The 18,451-nt window shown below is 44.6% G+C and carries 14 protein-coding genes; 5 read left to right on the forward strand and 9 right to left on the reverse strand.

Annotated features, from left to right (window positions below):
• Nucleotides 1-172 precede the first annotated feature (172 nt).
• The 3 genes from rpsA to sohB form a co-directional block, all read right to left on the reverse strand.
• On the reverse strand, nt 173-1,843 hold the full coding sequence (gene rpsA, locus KIO97_RS02805) for a 30S ribosomal protein S1 (RefSeq protein ID WP_005533588.1): 1,671 nt from the start codon (nt 1,841-1,843) through the stop codon (nt 173-175).
• Between the two features lie 110 nt (nt 1,844-1,953).
• Complete coding sequence (cmk, locus tag KIO97_RS02810) at nt 1,954-2,634, reverse strand: (d)CMP kinase (RefSeq protein WP_005533590.1); 681 nt, start codon at nt 2,632-2,634, stop codon at nt 1,954-1,956.
• A gap of 210 nt (nt 2,635-2,844) precedes the next feature.
• Nucleotides 2,845-3,906 (reverse strand): protease SohB, encoded by a 1,062-nt coding sequence (sohB, locus tag KIO97_RS02815; RefSeq protein ID WP_285380904.1) that lies wholly within the window; start codon nt 3,904-3,906, stop codon nt 2,845-2,847.
• 278 nt (nt 3,907-4,184) lie between these two features.
• On the opposite strand from sohB, the gene KIO97_RS02820 reads away from it, so the two are divergent.
• The 4 genes from KIO97_RS02820 to KIO97_RS02835 all read left to right on the forward strand — a co-directional run bounded on the left by KIO97_RS02820 (nt 4,185) and on the right by KIO97_RS02835 (nt 10,265).
• Nucleotides 4,185-4,931 carry a YciK family oxidoreductase gene (locus KIO97_RS02820; RefSeq protein WP_045372751.1) on the forward strand — a complete coding sequence of 249 codons (747 nt, stop codon included), beginning with the start codon at nt 4,185-4,187 and terminating at the stop codon, nt 4,929-4,931.
• A 131-nt stretch (nt 4,932-5,062) separates the two neighbouring features.
• Nucleotides 5,063-5,755, forward strand: a complete 693-nt coding sequence (gene imuA / locus KIO97_RS02825; protein WP_038889891.1) for a translesion DNA synthesis-associated protein ImuA — start codon at nt 5,063-5,065, stop codon at nt 5,753-5,755.
• A 4-nt stretch (nt 5,756-5,759) separates the two neighbouring features.
• Nucleotides 5,760-7,163 (forward strand): DNA polymerase Y family protein, encoded by a 1,404-nt coding sequence (locus tag KIO97_RS02830; protein WP_285380906.1) that lies wholly within the window; start codon nt 5,760-5,762, stop codon nt 7,161-7,163.
• 27 nt (nt 7,164-7,190) lie between these two features.
• Nucleotides 7,191-10,265 (forward strand): error-prone DNA polymerase, encoded by a 3,075-nt coding sequence (locus KIO97_RS02835; RefSeq protein ID WP_285380908.1) that lies wholly within the window; start codon nt 7,191-7,193, stop codon nt 10,263-10,265.
• 348 nt (nt 10,266-10,613) lie between these two features.
• Here the strand turns inward: KIO97_RS02835 and KIO97_RS02840 are convergent, their stop codons facing one another.
• Nucleotides 10,614-11,555 (reverse strand): chemotaxis protein CheV, encoded by a 942-nt coding sequence (locus KIO97_RS02840; RefSeq protein WP_005425659.1) that lies wholly within the window; start codon nt 11,553-11,555, stop codon nt 10,614-10,616.
• A gap of 229 nt (nt 11,556-11,784) precedes the next feature.
• The gene (locus KIO97_RS02845; protein ID WP_005425684.1) at nt 11,785-13,002 is read right to left on the reverse strand and encodes an ROK family protein; all 1,218 of its coding nucleotides are present in this window, start codon (nt 13,000-13,002) and stop codon (nt 11,785-11,787) included.
• A 319-nt stretch (nt 13,003-13,321) separates the two neighbouring features.
• Between KIO97_RS02845 and pyk the strand changes: the two genes are divergently transcribed.
• Nucleotides 13,322-14,764 (forward strand): pyruvate kinase, encoded by a 1,443-nt coding sequence (pyk, locus tag KIO97_RS02850; protein ID WP_038863406.1) that lies wholly within the window; start codon nt 13,322-13,324, stop codon nt 14,762-14,764.
• 94 nt (nt 14,765-14,858) lie between these two features.
• On the opposite strand, the gene KIO97_RS02855 is transcribed toward pyk, so the two are convergent.
• The 4 genes from KIO97_RS02855 to KIO97_RS02870 form a co-directional block, all read right to left on the reverse strand.
• Nucleotides 14,859-15,389, reverse strand: coding sequence for a hypothetical protein (locus KIO97_RS02855; RefSeq protein ID WP_050912751.1), 531 nt, complete (start codon nt 15,387-15,389; stop codon nt 14,859-14,861).
• Entirely contained in the window at nt 15,352-16,113 is a 762-nt protein-coding gene (locus KIO97_RS02860; protein ID WP_285380909.1) for a winged helix-turn-helix domain-containing protein, read from the reverse strand. Before KIO97_RS02860 ends, KIO97_RS02855 begins: the two co-directional genes overlap by 38 nt.
• A gap of 383 nt (nt 16,114-16,496) precedes the next feature.
• Nucleotides 16,497-16,694, reverse strand: coding sequence for a hypothetical protein (locus tag KIO97_RS02865; RefSeq protein ID WP_038863411.1), 198 nt, complete (start codon nt 16,692-16,694; stop codon nt 16,497-16,499).
• 86 nt (nt 16,695-16,780) lie between these two features.
• Nucleotides 16,781-18,430, reverse strand: a complete 1,650-nt coding sequence (locus KIO97_RS02870; protein ID WP_285380912.1) for a carboxylesterase family protein — start codon at nt 18,428-18,430, stop codon at nt 16,781-16,783.
• Nucleotides 18,431-18,451 lie beyond the last annotated feature (21 nt).

Genomic DNA, 18,451 nt, shown 5'->3' on the forward strand with positions numbered 1-18,451 from the left:
TAATACTAATTCCAACAAACACTTGCTATCAATTCTAGACAAATTTTACACAAAATGCGCAATCAAAAAATGTCTTTTTTTAGCATAGTTTATCAACATTAGTATTACTACTCACAAAGTAGCAAGCATAAAAAAGGAGCCTTGCGGCTCCTTTTTAGCTTAAGCGAGTAAATTATTCGCCTTTAGCAGCTTTGAAAGCGTCAGCCATTGCATTACCAAAAGCAGCTTCGTCTTGCTTGTTGATAGATGCCATTGCTTCTTGCTCATCAGCTTCATCTTTAGCTTTGATAGATAGGTTGATTACGCGGTTCTTACGGTCAACACCTGTGAACTTCGCTTCAACAACATCACCAGCGCTTAGGATTAGAGAAGCATCTTCTACGCGATCGCGAGATACTTCAGAAGCACGGATGTAGCCTTCAACGCCTTCTGCGATTTCAACTGTAGCGCCTTTAGCGTCAACAGCAGTTACAGTAGCGTTAACTAGAACACCTTTCTTGTTATCAGCAACGTAAGCATTGAATGGGTCGTTTTCCATTTGCTTAACGCCTAGAGAGATGCGCTCACGCTCAGCGTCTACTGCTAGAACAACTGCAGAGATCTCGTCGCCTTTCTTGTACTCACGTACAGCTTCTTCGCCAGCAACATTCCAAGAAATGTCAGATAGGTGAACTAGACCGTCGATGCCGCCTTCTAGACCGATGAAGATACCGAAGTCAGTGATAGACTTGATCTTACCAGTAACTTTGTCGCCTTTAGCTTGTGCTTCAGCGAATGACTGCCATGGGTTAGCTTTACACTGTTTCAGACCTAGAGAGATACGACGACGTTCTTCGTCGATCTCAAGAACCATAACCTCAACTTCGTCGCCAACATTAACAACTTTAGATGGGTGGATGTTCTTGTTAGTCCAATCCATTTCTGAAACGTGTACTAGACCTTCAACGCCTTCTTCGATTTCAACGAAGCAGCCGTAGTCAGTTAGGTTAGTTACGCGACCAGTTAGTTTGTGACCTTCTGGGTAACGCTTAGCGATTGCTACCCATGGATCTTCGCCTAGTTGCTTAAGACCTAGTGATACGCGAGTACGCTCACGGTCGAACTTAAGAACTTTAACTTGGATCTCGTCACCAACGTTAACGATTTCAGATGGGTGCTTAACGCGCTTCCAAGCCATATCTGTGATATGTAGAAGACCGTCAACGCCACCTAGGTCAACGAACGCACCGTAGTCAGTAAGGTTCTTAACGATACCTTTAACTTCAGAACCTTCTTGTAGAGTTTCTAGAAGCTCGTCACGCTCAACGCTGTTCTCAGATTCGATAACTGCACGACGTGAAACAACTACGTTGTTACGTTTTTGGTCAAGTTTGATAACTTTGAACTCTAGCTCTTTGTTTTCTAGGTGAGCAGTGTCGCGGATTGGACGTACGTCTACTAGAGAGCCAGGAAGGAAAGCACGGATACCGTTTAGTTCAACAGTGAAACCGCCTTTAACTTTACCGTTGATGATACCAACAACAGTTTCAGCTTCTTCGTAAGCTTTCTCAAGAACGATCCAAGCTTCGTGACGCTTAGCTTTCTCACGAGAAAGTTGAGTTTCACCGAAACCATCTTCAACAGCGTCTAGAGCTACGTCTACTTCAGCGCCAACTTCAACTTCAAGTTCGCCAGCAGCGTTCTTGAACTGTTCAGCAGGGATAGCAGATTCAGACTTAAGACCAGCGTCAACAAGAACGAAACCGTTCTCGATAGCTACTACAGTACCTTTAACGATGCTGCCTTGTTGGAATTCTGTTTCGTTTAGAAACTCTTCAAAGAGTTGAGCAAAAGATTCAGTCATTTATTTAATCTTCAATAAATTAAACGTCCACGGGTATCCTACCGCATGGGGTTATTAAATTCGCCAGTCATCATCCTTGCGACCAACGCTCTTAGCCTAGCCGAGCGTAATTACTCAGCTAGCTTCGATTCGATATATTGTAGTGCCTTTTCTACCACTTCGTCGATAGTCATCGACGTAGAATCTAGCACAAGCGCATCCTCTGCAGGGCGTAGTGGCGCCACTGGGCGGTTACGATCGCGATCGTCACGCTCTTGGATCTCGCTCAAAAGGTCAGCAAATCTAACATCTAACCCTTTATCTTGCAACTGTTTAAGGCGTCGATTTGCACGCTCTTCTGCGCTCGCATCAAGGAAAATTTTCGCTTGTGCACCTGTGAATACAACCGTACCCATGTCACGACCATCAGCAACCAGACCCGGAGCGGTCTCAAATGCACGCTGACGACGCAATAATGCTTCACGAACGCGTGGCAGTGCTGCCACTTTAGACGCAGCCATACCGGTTTCTTCTTTACGAAGTTCACCAGAAACATCTTCGCCTTCTAGAATCACTTTTACTAGGTCACCTTCAGCAATAAACTGAACGTCTAGGTGAGTAGCAAGTGGGACAAGCGCGTCTTCTGACTCTGTGTCTACACCGTGGTGAATCGCTGCAAGTGCAAGTACACGATAAATTGCGCCAGAATCCAGAAGGTGGAAGCCCAACTTCTTCGCTAGCAACATACATAAAGTGCCTTTACCTGCACCACTAGGTCCATCTACGGTAACAACCGGAGTTTGAGAGGACATGTTCTTCTCCACCTATAATTTCTTTTTCAGCAATTTGCTCGGTTTTCGAGGCGCGTATTATACGGGTAATCGTCCTCTGGAGCGAGGAAAAATGTCGTGTAAAGCATTACACCCAATGCGCAGTTGGATTCACACTATTGAGGAAAGTTCCAATAAAAACGGCGAGAGTTTCCACCCTCGCCGCTTTAAGTTTGAATCGTATCTTATCGATTAAACAATTGGCTTTTGACCACGTTCTGCAAGTTTAAGTACTACGCTATCTGCCACTTTACCTGCCACACCAGCAAGCTTGTCTGCCAGTTTTTTCTTCTGCACATAATGTACTGCTAGTACGGTTTTCTCTTTGCATGCCGCGACAACAAGATCGTCAGAAGTGCTGATTTCATCTACCAGTCCTAGCTCTTTTGCTTGCGTGCCAAACCAGTGCTCACCGGTTGCTACTTTTTCAAGCTCTAGCTCTGGGCGACGCTCACGGATGAAGTCTTTGAACAGTACGTGCGTTTCTTCAAGCTCTTGCTTGAATTTATCACGCGCTTTGTCGGTGTTCTCACCAAACATGGTCAGTGTGCGTTTGTACTCACCTGCCGTTAGCTGCTCGTATTCGATATCATGCTTTTTCAACAGTTTGTTGAAGTTAGGGATCTGTGCGATAACGCCGATAGAACCCACAATCGCAAACGGCGCTGAGACAATCTTGTCTGCCACACACGCCATCATATAACCGCCACTTGCAGCAACTTTGTCGACAGAAATCGTCAGAGGCAAACCCGCAGCTTTGATTCGGTCAAGTTGAGAAGATGCCAAGCCATAGCCATGAACCATGCCACCACCAGACTCTAGGCGAAGCAGAACTTCATCACCTTCGCGAGCAACGGCTAATACTGCTGTCACCTCTTCACGTAGTGATGCTACTTCTTTAGCATCGATACTGCCGTTAAAGTCCAGAACGAACAGGTGTGGTTCACGTTTGCCATCAAGAGAGCCTTCTTTGCTCGCTTGTTTGATTTCCTTCTCGCGAGATTTGTTCTTTTCTTTTTCTTCTTTCTTAACCGCTTTATCACGCGCTTTGATGAAAGCGTCATCGTGTAAGTGGTGTTCTAGCTGCTCTACCGCGTCTTTATGGCGCTCAGAAAGGTTAGTGACTTCTAATTCACCTTTTGCCGCACCCGACTTACCACCCGCTGATTTTGCAATAATCAGCAGCACAACGACTGCCGCTACAACGGTGACAATCTTGGCTAAAAACAGACCGTAATCTAATAAAAATTCCAATGAGAGTTCCTCTATCTCATACCAGTAATGGCCATCAATATGTTACGTAGAAAAATCAGAGAGAAGGCGAGAAAATCAGTAACCTTTTGTTCTGATTGATAGTGTTCAAATAACATACCGGACAACCGTTCTGGAATTGGTATAACACATGAATTGGTGTATTGTAACCAACTTGTCACGATTACCAAGATTTTCCATTGAGAAACAGGCGCATTTCTACACAAACGAACATGAAGCCTGTACGTCGGAACTAGATACAATAATAAGGATTTACTACCGTGAACTACTCCGTTTCAGCAGATGCCCTAAAAGGTAAAGTCATTCTTGTCACTGGTGCAGGTAATGGCATCGGTCGCCAAGCCGCACTTTCTTACGCTCAGCACGGTGCGACTGTGATTCTACTTGGTCGAAACGTTCAGAACCTTGAATCCATTTACGATGAAATCGAATCTGCGGGCTACCCTCAGCCAGCGATCATCCCACTTGACCTGAAAGGTGCAACAAAGCAGCACTACATCGATATGGCAGAAACCATCGAAGGTCAATTTGGTCGCTTGGATGGCCTATTGCACAACGCTGGCGTTCTCAGCACGCTATGTCCGTTTGAGCAAATCAACGAAGAAGACTTCGACGACATCATGCAAATCAACGTGAAAGCCGAAGTGCTGATGACTCAAGCTCTGCTACCTATCATGCGTAAATCAGATGCGGGTCGTATTGTCTTTACCTCTTCGACAGTTGGTCATTCTGGTCGTGCTTTCTGGGGCCCATACGCCATTTCTAAGTTTGCCGTAGAAGGTATGATGCAGGTATTGGCAGATGAGCTAAGTGACACACCAATGCGTGTTAACGCAATTAACCCGGGAGCAACTCGTACTCGCATGCGTGAAAAAGCCTACCCAGGTGAAGATGCGAACACACTAAAAACAGCACTGGACATCATGCCGCTTTACTTGCACTTGATGGACCCAACAGTGACTGATGTAAATGGTCAGTGTATCGACGCGCAGCCAAAGCGTAAGTAATCAACTCAGGTTACCTCACATAATCGATTGAAAAGGCAGCAAACGCTGCCTTTTTTCGTATTTCTGCCTATAAAAATCTTGCGACTTTCCATCACAGAAATATACTGTACATATATACAGGTATTTTATTTATGCAAGACATTATCCAACACTTAAAAAGCCAACACCTTGTTTGGCAAGCAAATTTAACCAAAGCGGACGACCATCAGTTCCTCCATAGCTCTGGTTTTCCTGAACTCGACGCACTGCTTGGCGGCGGCTTTCCTCCTCACGGCGTGGTGGAAATGGAATCCGTTGGCAGTATTGGCGAACTACGTTTGCTTGCGCCTTATTTAGAAGCGTCTCTTTCGAGAGGAGTGACGGCCTTTATTCAGCCACCTGCGTTAATGAATTCATTGTTCCTCCACAGTATTGGATTGGACATCAACCAAGTATGGGTAATCACGCCTGAACATCAACGCGATGCGTTATGGGCAGCCGAGCAATGCCTCAAGAGCGGCGTGTGCACCAACGTTTTGTTATGGCAGGATGAACTAGAGATCCATCAAGTAAAACGTCTACAAGTGGCGAGTGAACAAGGCTCTTGCCCTTTGTTTATGCTCAAGCCTAACATGACCAACCGTTTGTCTTTACCTGTGTCACTGAGTTTAAAACTGCAAGGTCATGAACAAGGCGTCAGCGTGGAAGTTCTCAAACGAAAAGGCGGCTGGAGTAAAGGTAGTGTCGATATCAGCTTCCAGCACCACTACCCGCAACTGGTAATGCCAAGCACAACTCACATTCCATCGACTGTGGTCAATTTCCCATTGGCGAGCCAGGGTTAATGATATGGTTTTGTGGATTTACTTGCACTTCCCTCGCCTACAGTTAGATGCCCTCTTTGGTGATAACCAAGAGCAACCCGTGGTAATTGTAGAAAGCCAACGTTGTCGGATCATTCAATACAATGAGATTGCCGAGCAACAAGGCATTAAGCCAAATATGGGCTTGGGTAGCGCGGCTTCTTTGTGCCGAGATTTACAAGTGCATCCTTATCATCCGCAAACCGAATTGAGCAAGTTACAAGAAATTGCTCAATGGCTTTATCTGATTACTTCTGATGTCGTATTGATGCCAAACCAAGGTATTCTGCTACGCGCAACCCCGATGCTTAATCTATATGAAGGGCTACAAAACTATTGGACTAAAGTCAGTGCTCATTTATCAGAGCTGAAACTGAGTTTTCAATTCGGGTGTGGCTTTTCGCCTTTTTCTGCCAAATTGATGGCACTAGCAGGGACGAACTTCATCAGCGAAGACAAATCTGCCATACAACAAGCCTTATCGCCACTGCCGCTAACACTGACGGATTTATCAAGCGCTACCGTAGAGAAGCTACAACGTGTCGGTGTCACCACTTTGCAAGGCTTGCTTGAGTTGCCATTGCAAGATATCGCACGCCGATTCGACATTGATTTGGTGAACTACGTTGGTCGACTGACTGGGCAGTTTAAGCATCCTGTCGACTTTTATCATCCAACCGAATCCTTCCAAGTCTATTTAGAACTGTTGTTTGAGATTGAAAACGTTCAATGGGTGGAGAAACCACTGGCTAAATTACTTCGTCAGCTCGAAACCTTTCTCAAGCTACGCGATAAAGTCGCGTTTGAGCTGTGTTTAACCCTCCACCAGCGAGACAAACAAACACAGCACCTTCAGCTCACATCTGCACAAGGCGATTACTTGTGCCAACGCTGGCAACAATTGGCGAGTTTGAGTTTGGAATCTGTCACGTTAAACGGTCCTGTTATTGGTCTGACGTTACAAGTAGAACGCCAAGGTGAACCTTTAAGCTCTGCACGCGACTTCTTTGCCGGGCAAAAAGGACAAATGAACGCGTTAGAACTGCTCTCTTTACTGCAAGCTAAATTGGGCAAAAGCGCGGTGCTCAAACCCAACATTGCCTGCGACCCAAGGCCAGAGAAAGCCAACCAATATCGCCCAGCCGATGAGCCGGATGTCCCGATTAACACCATCCCTGCTCTTCTGCGACCCGCGATGCAATTACCCGAACCTATCTTGCTACAAGAGCAAGTCTCTCTAGTTCATGGGCCAGAGCGGATTGTCTCTGGATGGTGGGATGGCGATGAGATAATGCGTGATTACTACATTGCACACACCAAACAAGGTCGCTGGTTGTGGGTGTTTCGCGATCAGCACAAGCATTGGTTTCTTCATGGCTATTTTTGTTAAACCGACAGTTATTTTTGTTAGGTCGTTATGAGTTACGCAGAACTGTTTTGTCAGTCCAACTTCTCCTTTCTCACTGGCGCTTCTCATGCAGAAGAACTGGTGCTGCAGGCGGCATTTTATCGCTATCAAGCCATTGCGATCACCGATGAGTGCTCAGTTGCGGGCGTAGTGAAAGCCCATGCCACCATCGAGCAGCATAAACTCGACATCAAACAAATCGTCGGCAGTATGTTTTGGCTCAATGATGAATGCCAAGTGGTGCTGCTTTGCCCTTGCCGTAAAGCTTATGCTGAGCTGTGCCGGATCATCACCAATGCGAGACGCCGCAGCGAGAAAGGCAGTTATCAATTGTCTGAGTGGGATTTGATGTCGGTTCGCCATTGTTTCGTACTGTGGCTCCCAACTCATCAAGAGAGCGACCATTATTGGGGACGCTGGCTCCAGCAGCATCACGCTCATCGTTTATGGGTCGCGATTCAGCGTCATTTAGGTGGCGACGACGATGCCTACACCACGCACTGTGAGTTACTGGCAAACGAGTTCCAATTGCCAATTACCGCCTGTGGCGGCGTCTTAATGCATGCCGTTGAGCGCTTACCTTTGCAACATGTCCTAACAGCAGTAAAGCACGGTTGCAGCGTTGATAAGCTCGGCTTTGGTCGTTTATCCAATGCTGAGCGAGCATTGCGCCCACTGAATAAACTGTCTCGAATTTACAAATCTGAATGGCTAGAAGAAAGCACCCATATTGCGGACTTGTGCGAATTCAAACTCTCAGATTTGAAATACGAATACCCAACAGAACTGATTCCAGATGGTTACACCCCTACTTCTTATCTGCGTATGTTGGTCGAGCGTGGTAAAAAGTTGCGCTTTCCTGAGGGCATACCCGCAGATATTCATCAAACCATCGAGAATGAGTTAGCGCTCATTGAAGAGCTGGAATATCACTATTACTTTCTCACCATCCACGACATCGTGATGTTTGCTAAACAGCAAGGCATTCTCTATCAAGGGCGAGGCTCTGCGGCAAACTCGGTGGTGTGTTACTGCTTAGAAATCACCGCCGTCGATCCTAGACAAATCTCGGTTCTGTTCGAACGCTTTATTAGCCGAGAGCGAGAAGAGCCGCCAGACATTGACGTCGACTTTGAACACGAGCGTCGTGAAGAAGTGATTCAATATATCTACAAAAAGTATGGCCGCGAGCGTGCCGCTTTGGCAGCCACCGTGATCAGCTATCGCTTTAAAAGTGCCGTACGTGAAGTGGGCAAAGCGTTGGGGATTGAAGAAACTCAGCTAGACTTCTTCATCAAAAACGTCAATCGACGTGATCGCACCCAAGGTTGGCAAGCGCAAATCATCGAATTGGGGTTACAACCAGAGTCGTTAAAGGGCCAGCAATTTATCCAGTTGGTGAACGAGATCATCGGCTTTCCGCGCCATTTATCTCAGCACGTGGGCGGCTTTGTGATTTCATCAGGCCCTTTGTATGAACTGGTGCCTGTCGAAAATGCCTCAATGGAAGACCGTACGATTATTCAATGGGATAAAGATGATTTAGAAAGCTTAAAGCTATTGAAAGTCGATGTGCTGGCACTGGGCATGTTAAACGCGATCCGTAAATGCTTTCAATTGGTCGAGAAACACCACCAGCGATCACTGTCAATTGCCGAGATCACGCGCCTGCAAGATGATCCACACGTATACCGCATGATCCAAAAAGCCGACACCGTTGGCGTGTTTCAAATTGAGTCTCGCGCACAAATGAGCATGCTGCCACGCTTAAAGCCTGCACGTTACTACGACTTAGTCGTACAGATAGCTATTGTTCGTCCAGGGCCAATCCAAGGTGATATGGTCCATCCTTTTCTAAAGCGACGAAATGGTGAAGAGCCGATCAGCTATCCATCAGAAGAAGTGAAAAGCGTACTAGAGCGAACCATGGGCGTACCAATTTTCCAAGAACAAGTGATCAAACTCGCGATGGTTGCTGCGGGGTTTAGTGGTGGAGAAGCCGATCAGTTACGCCGTGCGATGGCAGCATGGAAGAAGAACGGCGATCTTGCCAAGTTCAAACCGAAGTTAATCGACGGGATGCGTGAACGTGGCTATGACTTGGAGTTTGCGGAACGCATCTTCGATCAAATCTGCGGCTTTGGTGAGTATGGCTTCCCAGAAAGTCACTCCGCCTCTTTTGCAGTGCTGGCTTACTGCTCTGCATGGTTAAAGTTTTACTATCCTGCTGAGTTCTATACTGCCCTACTCAATAGTCAACCGATGGGTTTTTATAGCCCTTCGCAATTGATTCAAGATGCGCGCCGACATGGTGTCGAAGTGCTGCCTGTTTGCATCAATCACTCTTCGTATCAACACCATTTGGTTCAGCGTCCTAATGGCCGTCTTGGTGTGCAACTGGGCTTTCGTTTAGTAAAGGGCTTTAATCAAGAAAGCGCTTCTCGACTGGTTGAGCGCCGACCAAGCACTGGCTATCGTGCTATCCAAGAGGTGAAACAGATCTTAAGAAACCGCCGCGACATTGAATTACTCGCTTCTGCCGATGCGTTTCAGATCCTTTCTGGCAATCGCTATAACGCGCGTTGGGCCGCAATGGATTCGTTGTCAGATTTGCCTTTGTTTAATCACATAGAAGAACCAATGGCGAATTACCAAGCTCAACCTTCTGAATACGAGAATTTGATTGAAGATTACGCCAGCACCGGATTATCACTGAGCCGACACCCGATTACTCTGCTGGAAAAAGCAGGCAAGTTACCACGCTTTACTCGGATGAAGCAGTTGGTAGAAAAGGAGCACAAGTCTTTAGTGACGGTCGTCGGTGTTGTGACAGGTAGACAATCTCCAGGCACGGCAGCAGGTGTGACCTTTTTCACTTTAGAAGATGATACGGGCAACATTAATGTGGTGGTCTGGCGAGCAACCGCGCGTGCTCAAAAGCAAGCTTATCTCACTTCGAAAGTCTTGATGGTCAAAGGGATTTTAGAAAGAGAAGGAGAAGTGACGCATGTAATTGCAGGAAAGCTCATCGATTGCACACACAACCTTGCTGAGCTAAAAAGTAAATCTCGTGACTTCCATTAAGCCATCGCGTTTTGATGGCGGGGAAAAAGCGTGCGCCGGAAAAAGTAAAGGGAGGTCAAGCCTCCCTTTTTGATTCTGCTGAATTAATCTTCAGCCATCGTTTCCGTACGCTTACTCTTGTATTTCCTATACAGTAACAAAGACAAAGTCATGATGACTTTTGATGTTAGCCATATCATTAAATGGAAGTACCCTATGTTAATAAGTCAAAAAAGACTCATAGGTGAAAAGTGACGTGATATACCTACATATTTCGTTGTCAGAAATATGTAAAAAAGTATAGCAAGTTGCGACACATATATCACCGCTACTTATGGGTGACTTTGTAACAAGATAAGAAATATTTGTTTATACGATTTGGCGCATCCGCTCTTGTGCTACTTGAACCAAGAGATCGGGCTGGAATTTAGAGATAAAACGATCACATCCAACCTTTTGCACCATGGCTTCATTAAAGCTTCCACTTAGCGACGTATTCAGCGTAATAAACAGTTTCGACATGCGAGGATCAGAACGCACTTCATGCGTGAGTCTGTAACCATCCATTTCTGGCATTTCCGCATCCGTAATCATCATCAACAGTTCTTTCTCAACGTCTTTGCCCTCATCACACCAACGCTTGAGTACTGTTAAAGCTTCTAGGCCATCACGACACTCAATGATGTTCAAACCAAGCTGAGATAGCGTGTCACGAACTTGATTACGTGCTGTTGAGGAATCATCAACAATAAGCACGTTACGACCAACCATAGCGTGAGCGAGATCTTGGTCTAAAATGCCATCGGAGATAGTCACATCATAGTGAACAATTTCCGCCAGCACTTTCTCGACATCAATGATTTCAACGATTTGAGATGAATCACCATCTTTCACTTGGGTGATGGCAGTTAGGTAATTAGAACGGCCAGATGTAGACGGCGGTGGCTGAATCTCAGTCCATGCGGTATTGATAATGTTACGCACAGGCCCAACAAGGAAGCCCTGAATCGAGCGGTTGTATTCAGTAATGATCAAGTTCTCTTCTTCTGCCTCTCCACGCAATGGTGGAAAGCCAATCGAACAACGCAAATCAATCACAGGTACCGCTTCACCACGTAAAGAAGCCACTCCACGGATGTTATAGTGAGAGCCCGGCAGTTTGGTCAGTGGAGGCAGCTTGATCACCTCTTTCACTTTAAAAACGTTAATCGCAAACAACTGGCGACTATTTAACGTGAACAGCAAAAGTTCTAGTCGGTTTTCACCCACCAGATTTGTACGCTGATCAACCGTATTTAACACTCCGGACATACCACTACCTAACCTTGAATCACAACCTTCCACTCTTTACAGAAAACCGTGTTGAAACAACAAAGTAAACTTTTTTATGAGTGTTCTACCATACTTACGGAAATTACATTAATGCCATGGATATAGCAATGAAGCAGCGCTCAGATTGATGTTTTCAGCACTGGGAAGATCAAAAAAGGGTGAACGACACCGATCACCCCTTAAAATAACGCTATGAATGTAGGAAAGATTAGCCTTCAATCACCTTCATCAGCAGCTGACCATCGTACAGCGCTTGCTTAATCAATGCGGCTCCGGGCATAGTCGCTTGTTTGTAGAAACGAGATTCCACCAGCTCAAGATCTTGATGGTAAACTGGAAGGCTTTGCTCTTCTATACAACGTCGAACGGCTGGATAAAGCACATCCTTCGCTTGGTTGATAACCCCACCGATGAGAATTTTTTCTGGGTTGAACAAGTTAATGACTATGGCAATAGCCGAGCCTAAATAGCGACCCAGTTTCTCAATCACGTCAACCGCAAGAGGATCGCCGTTCGCAGCAGCTTCACAAATGCTCTCGATACTCATCTCTTCTTGCTCTGCAAGGATAGAAGCTTCGCCATTTGCAATGCGAGTAACCACTTCTTCACGGATCGCCTGTGAACTGGCTACGGTTTCCAAACAACCAATATTACCACAGTGGCAGCGCTTGCCGTTCGGGTCAATTTGGATATGTCCTAATTCACCAATGTTACCGTGTCGGCCTTGCAGCACTCGACCGTCCAAGATAATACCAGCGCCTAAGCCGTGGTGGATAGAGATAAGAACCGAGTTATCGTTATCTTGAGAATGACCAAACAGTTTCTCAGCTAACGCCCAAGCTCGTGTATCGTTAGCAATAAAAACAGGTAAGCCTGTTGCTTTATAGATCTCAGGACCTAGCGCTAAATTCTCAACATTGTAATGTGGCATCTGCAATACAATGCCCTGCTCTGAGTTCACCAGACCAGGTAACGTAATGGCGATACTGGTGACACGGTCAAGTTGATCGGCGTAGGTTTGGAAGAATTCATCAATTTCGTAGAGTAAGCGTTCCAAAACATCATCTTGATCGCGCTCGTGGATATCGATTTTGGTATCAATCAGAACGTCACCGCCAAGCTCATGAAGAGCGATGGTCAAGTAGCCGCGACCTAAACGCATCGACAAGAATTGCCAACCTTCATTATTGACCTGCAAACCCACCGCTGGACGACCACGACTGGTGGCTTCCTGAACGGTTGTTTCATGAATCAAGTGGGCTTCAATCAACTCTCGAGTGATCTTAGTGATACTCGCAGGCGCAAGCTCACTTTGCTTGGACAAATCGATTCGAGATATTGGACCCTTGAGGTCAATTAGTTTGTATACACGACCAGCATTGACCTGTTTGATATGATCAATATGGCCCGGTTGAGCCATGTACATCTTGCACTCCGAAATTTTATTACGGGATAATTTTTTTACTTTGCGAAGTAATTGTGAAGTGAATTGATAAATCCCCGTGACAAGCATCACGTATAAACATGTTTGTTTGTGTATTCAATCAAATAACGAGAAATCTACTCCTGTTAAATTGTTTGAAAAATGACTTATTTTATTCGTCAAATTAGGTAGCAATACCTGCGACAGGATGTTTTTTCAGTACTTTGACCTGAATACGAACAATCTGTACACACTATGCATATACTTAGCGAGAGTAGAATTCGATTTATCTCACCCTACACCTGCATTCTTCGGAGAATCTATGACTTCTATATTAAGAAGAACAAAAATTGTCACAACGCTTGGCCCTTCAACCGATAAAGACAATGTCCTTGAGGAGATCATCAAAGCGGGAGCCAACGTCGTCCGCATGAACTTCTCTCACGGTACCAGTGAGGATCACATCCTACGTGCGCAAAAAGTCCGTGCCATCGCCGCGAAACTTGGTCGCCAAGTCGCTATTCTCGGTGATCTTCAAGGCCCTAAAATTCGTGTTTCCACATTCAAAGATGGAAAAATTCACCTCAGTGTGGGTGATAAATTCACGCTAGACAGCGACTTACCAAAAGGCGAAGGCAACCAAGAGTCCGTTGGCTTAGATTACAAAGAACTGCCACAAGACGTCTCACCTAACGACATTCTGTTGCTTGACGATGGTCGAGTACAACTACAAGTAACCAGCGTTGAAGGCAATAAAGTTCATACCCGCGTCACTGTTGGAGGCCCTCTTTCCAACAACAAAGGCATCAACAAAAAAGGCGGCGGTCTGTCTGCAGATGCACTAACAGACAAAGACAAGGCCGATATCCTAACAGCGGCTGAAATCAAAGTTGATTACTTAGCAATCTCATTCCCTCGCAACGGCGAAGACATGAACTACGCACGACGCTTGGCTCGCGATGCCGGTTTAGAGGCAAAACTTGTCGCTAAAGTAGAGCGCGCAGAAACCGTCGCAAACAATGAATCGATTGATGACATTATCCTTGCTTCTGACGTAGTCATGGTAGCGCGTGGCGACCTTGGGGTAGAAATTGGCGATCCAGAACTTATCGGCGTACAGAAAAAGCTGATCCGCCGTGCGCGTAGCTTAAACCGCATTGTTATCACTGCAACCCAAATGATGGAATCTATGATGGCCGCACCGATGCCAACTCGTGCAGAAGTGATGGACGTTGCCAACGCCGTGCTTGATGGTACAGACGCCGTTATGCTCTCAGGTGAAACGGCTGCGGGTTTATACCCAGTAGAAACCGTTAAATCCATGGCAGAAGTCTGCATGGGTGCAGAAAAGATGTCGGAAGCAAGTCTGTCGACTTACCGATTGGACCGCACGTTTGCGACCGCAGAAGAGACCATTGCAATGTCGACCATGTACGCCGCTAACCATATGGAAGGCGTGAAGGCGATGGTGTCGCTCACAGAGTCGGGCCGCACAGCACTCATGATGTCTCGCCTAAGTTCTGGCCTACCGATTTTTGCACTGTCTCGCAATGAATCAACGCTAAACCGTGCAGCATTATACCGTGGCGTTACACCCGTATTCTTTGACTCAAAAGGCGGTGCTGGTTTGACGACAGCTCATGCTGCGATCGTGACATTGAAAGAACAAGGTCTATTGGATGAAGGCGATCTAGTCATCTTCACACAGGGCGATGTGATGGACGTTGTGGGCTCAACAAACTGCATGCGTATCTTGTCGGCATAAGCAGAGTTACTCCCCTCTCAAACAAAAAGAGCCCTTTATTTTATGTACTCAATTAAGGGGCTCTTTTTATCTCGTTCGAAAAACTTAGTCTTTCTTATGTCTCCGAAGGGTAGGAACGCGATATCAACGTTGGACGATTGAAAAAACCACCAGTGATTAATACAACGTCTTCGCTGAAGAACTCAACAGAAATAGGTCTCGAGCTGTCTCTTTTTAAATCGGTGACCACTTGGGACATATCAAAAAAGTGTTTCTCAATTAGGCTTTCACTGAATGCCTCTTTCGTATTCTTAACGGCAATATTGTAAGAGCAGAACTCAAACTTATTCTTGTTGCGATCGAGTATCTTGGCGTCAAAAGAGAGCAAGAGTGAGTCTTCGGTGCCCGGCGAGGAGAACTGCATAACAGAAAACTGATTATTGCTAAACTCCATCGAGCTCAAGATATCCAGTTTTATCTTCCCATGTTCTTCTTCATACACTTTGTAATTGTAAATAAACTTGAGATTGTGTTGCTCGCCCTCCGATTTGCTGAGGAAAAAACAACCTAAAAGTAGCAGTGAGCTCAATACTAGAGCGGTATGCGCCTTATTTGAATTGGCTAAGAATTTCTTTAATTTTTTCATCAGCAGTGTCTATCGAAAGTGTGTAGTTATGTGCATATTTTTTACTTGAAGAGTTATTAATGAACAAGGAAAAGTAGACCTCTCCTTCTTCTTGGCTATAGAAAACAACCATATTCTCATTAATACTTTCTAATGCTGACCATAAGTACTGAGGAACATGGTCACGTTTAGCGTAAATCAACTTAACGCTCGCTGCTTCTCCCTCATGAGTAGTGACCACCTCATAGCTAGGAGAAATTAGCATTTCCTCTAAATAAGGTGTGGTTTGTGAAAGTCCGGGCTTGAATAAATGATCGAATAGAAAATAGGCACTTGCAGAAAGGTTAAATGCAATCAACAGAAGAATTATCGTCTGTGCTTTAAGCTTGAAAAATGAAAATGTCCCTGATGCAACGCTCTCAATATTGTCCAGTTTGATAAATGAGCCATCGACAAAAACATTCAAAGGTGTATTTAAGCTATATCCCAACCCTCTGTGCGCGATAATTTCAACGTTCGCACCAATTTCGGATATAGACTTCCTTAATAAAGAGATACTTCTTTTAATTGATCCCTCTGTAACGACTTTATCTTTCCAAACGGTTTGTAAGATTTCTTCTTTAGAAACAATATCCCCTTTATTCTTTAAAAGTAATAACGCCAGATTTAGCTCATTGGGTTGTAAGAAAACACTTTTTTGACGATAAAAGATACGACTCCCAGAGCTGTCAAACTTAACATCCACGAATTAATACCTTACTGAAAACATTGTTATATTTTTGAGACGAGCGGCATGATACCCACATTAAAATACCTAATCAACCACACATAAAATCTAAACTTTGATAGGAGTAAAAATGCATAACCGATAAAAATCACATAAAACATCGTGGAAACAGGATTGTCCAATGAATAAATAAGCAACAGAACACTCAATAAGGCTCTATTAAACCGAAAAAATTACGGTAAATAACCGTAAATTACCATAATTTAGTTTTTTACCTGTACTGACTCATAAAAAATCAGCCCGAAATACCACCAATCAATAACTCAAATAAATATCAACAAAAACAGTGAAAGAAGAAATTTTTCGTAATTTATAATCATTCCCAACAAGCAGTACGCCTTCTAAGTGCCAATATTCCGTTGATGTTTTTCATTAAGATATACATTGTATTTTATCTCGGAGAGGTGACCATCAACTTCTTTAAAGCTTGAGCCTGCGTTACCTATATTCTTTCTCCTTTTCCTTACCACTAAATCTTCAAGGCTTTTTACCAATTTAATATTTAAATTTATTTTTTCAAAAAAGAATTCAAAAGACATACTTACGACAACTTTAAAAATTTAAAATATAAAAAATGGCAGCAACCTAAGCTGCCATTTAAAGTTTATGATATTGATAATTAGCGTTAGTAAAGCTTAGTATTACTGTTCATTATTTCATTAATTTGAGAACACACATTACCATTTTTCGTATTATCCCAATCACCACTTACATTAAAGTAAGCTTCTTCGTTAAATACAGTAATATTGTCTGTCTCTTGCGAATATGGTTCGAATGTCTTCGACTTCAGCCAGTTGGACATAAGAACGTCTTTCGCTTGGTGATCCTTTTCAGAAAAAACGGTAGGGCCAGATACTGCGTTCACCTCATTTCCGAAGATGAAAGACAGTTCAGCACCATGACAAGATGTTTCTGACGGTGAGCATGTTTTTGTAAAGCTCTCCACGTAGTAATCCGGCCATAAGGCAAAGTCTGGTTGATAGTTAAATTGGTACAGCGAGGTTGTTGTTTGGTTTGACGACAAGTTTTGCGCAACATGTTGGGATGAACACATAAATAAAACTTGATTCATCAATTTTCGGGCGTTGTTTTTTCGCTTTTCAGGCGTGCTGTTCCACCAGTTTAAGTGGAATGCAGGCAAATTGCGCAACTGCTCTCCTTTGTCTGAACCAAAGAATGCATCAACCAAAAGATTATAGCTACCAGGCGCGTTGAGTATCACATCGAAAGGAGCGACAAAGATGTTGGATTCATCTTTGTTAAAGCCTAGAGTCACATCTACCCCATCTACTTTTTGTAGGTCAATCGGCTGATATGGGATGGTCTCTCCATCGACATACGGCGCCCAGGCCAACAGGCCAGATGTACTTGGCGTAATTGTCATCAAGTTATTCATTTGCGTTGTCGCCGCCTTCATTTGAGACTGTATATTGATGATCTCTTCAAAAGGTACAGTTTGAATATCTTGATCATTACTGAGTTTGTCTTTTACCTGCTCAGCTAACCATTGCGCCGATTTGGCATCTTTGTATTTCACACCATATGGGTTGCTTTCCATGATAGCGCGTTGATATAGGTGCGCATTTTGTTTCTCATCCATTAACTGAATGCCGATTGACATCGCACCAGCGCTTTCGCCAAACAAAGTAATATTCTCAGCATCACCACCAAAGTTACCAATGTTGTCATGAATCCAACTTAACGCTGATTTTTGGTCTTGGATGCCATAGTTACCCGAGTGCTCGCTGCTGTAGAAACTACCAAGAATGCCAAGACGATAGTTAATGCTGACGAGAATAAATGGATTTCCTTCATCAGCGTTTTTTGCAACCAGTTTAGCGCCATCAAACTGCTTAACGGTGCTAGAACCTAGCTCAAATGCGCCACCGTGAATGAACACATAAACAGGCAGTTTTTCATCGTTAGCAATGTCAGATGGACGCCAGATGTTTGCATTCAAACAATCTTCGCTTTGTGCTTCTTGTACAACACCATTAGCTTCCATGGTATGCGGCACTTGTGGACAAATATCTCCCGTAACCGTCGCATCATAATGCTCGCCAGTAATAAAGTGATGACGCTGTGGTGCACTAAATCGCTCAGCAGAAGCGTATTTTACGCCAAGAAATGCATCAACTTGTGCAGAATAATCAGCCGGTGAATTGATGAGGCCCTGAAGCGTTGCACCGTCAATTTCCGCCGTTGGGGAAGCAATTGCTGAAGAACTAAGAGCCAAAAGCGAGCTGGTAATCGAGATATAAAGTGTATTTTTCATGGTTTACCGAACCTATAAATC

The organism is Vibrio sp. B181a (genome assembly GCF_030248375.1).
In the GTDB taxonomy this organism is placed as follows: Bacteria; Pseudomonadota; Gammaproteobacteria; order Enterobacterales; family Vibrionaceae; genus Vibrio; species Vibrio campbellii.

Excerpts from the sequence above, each read along its gene's own strand:
- rpsA (WP_005533588.1), bottom strand. The coding sequence starts at position 1,843 with ATGACTGAATCTTTTGCTCAACTCTTTGAAGAGTTTCTAAACGAAACA.
- KIO97_RS02855 (WP_050912751.1), bottom strand. The coding sequence starts at position 15,389 with ATGAAAAAATTAAAGAAATTCTTAGCCAATTCAAATAAGGCGCATACC.
- cmk (WP_005533590.1), bottom strand. The coding sequence starts at position 2,634 with ATGTCCTCTCAAACTCCGGTTGTTACCGTAGATGGACCTAGTGGTGCA.
- KIO97_RS02865 (WP_038863411.1), bottom strand. The coding sequence starts at position 16,694 with ATGTCTTTTGAATTCTTTTTTGAAAAAATAAATTTAAATATTAAATTG.
- KIO97_RS02870 (WP_285380912.1), bottom strand. The coding sequence starts at position 18,430 with ATGAAAAATACACTTTATATCTCGATTACCAGCTCGCTTTTGGCTCTT.
- pyk (WP_038863406.1), top strand. The coding sequence starts at position 13,322 with ATGACTTCTATATTAAGAAGAACAAAAATTGTCACAACGCTTGGCCCT.
- KIO97_RS02840 (WP_005425659.1), bottom strand. The coding sequence starts at position 11,555 with ATGTCCGGAGTGTTAAATACGGTTGATCAGCGTACAAATCTGGTGGGT.
- KIO97_RS02835 (WP_285380908.1), top strand. The coding sequence starts at position 7,191 with ATGAGTTACGCAGAACTGTTTTGTCAGTCCAACTTCTCCTTTCTCACT.
- imuA (WP_038889891.1), top strand. The coding sequence starts at position 5,063 with ATGCAAGACATTATCCAACACTTAAAAAGCCAACACCTTGTTTGGCAA.
- KIO97_RS02845 (WP_005425684.1), bottom strand. The coding sequence starts at position 13,002 with ATGTACATGGCTCAACCGGGCCATATTGATCATATCAAACAGGTCAAT.
- KIO97_RS02830 (WP_285380906.1), top strand. The coding sequence starts at position 5,760 with ATGGTTTTGTGGATTTACTTGCACTTCCCTCGCCTACAGTTAGATGCC.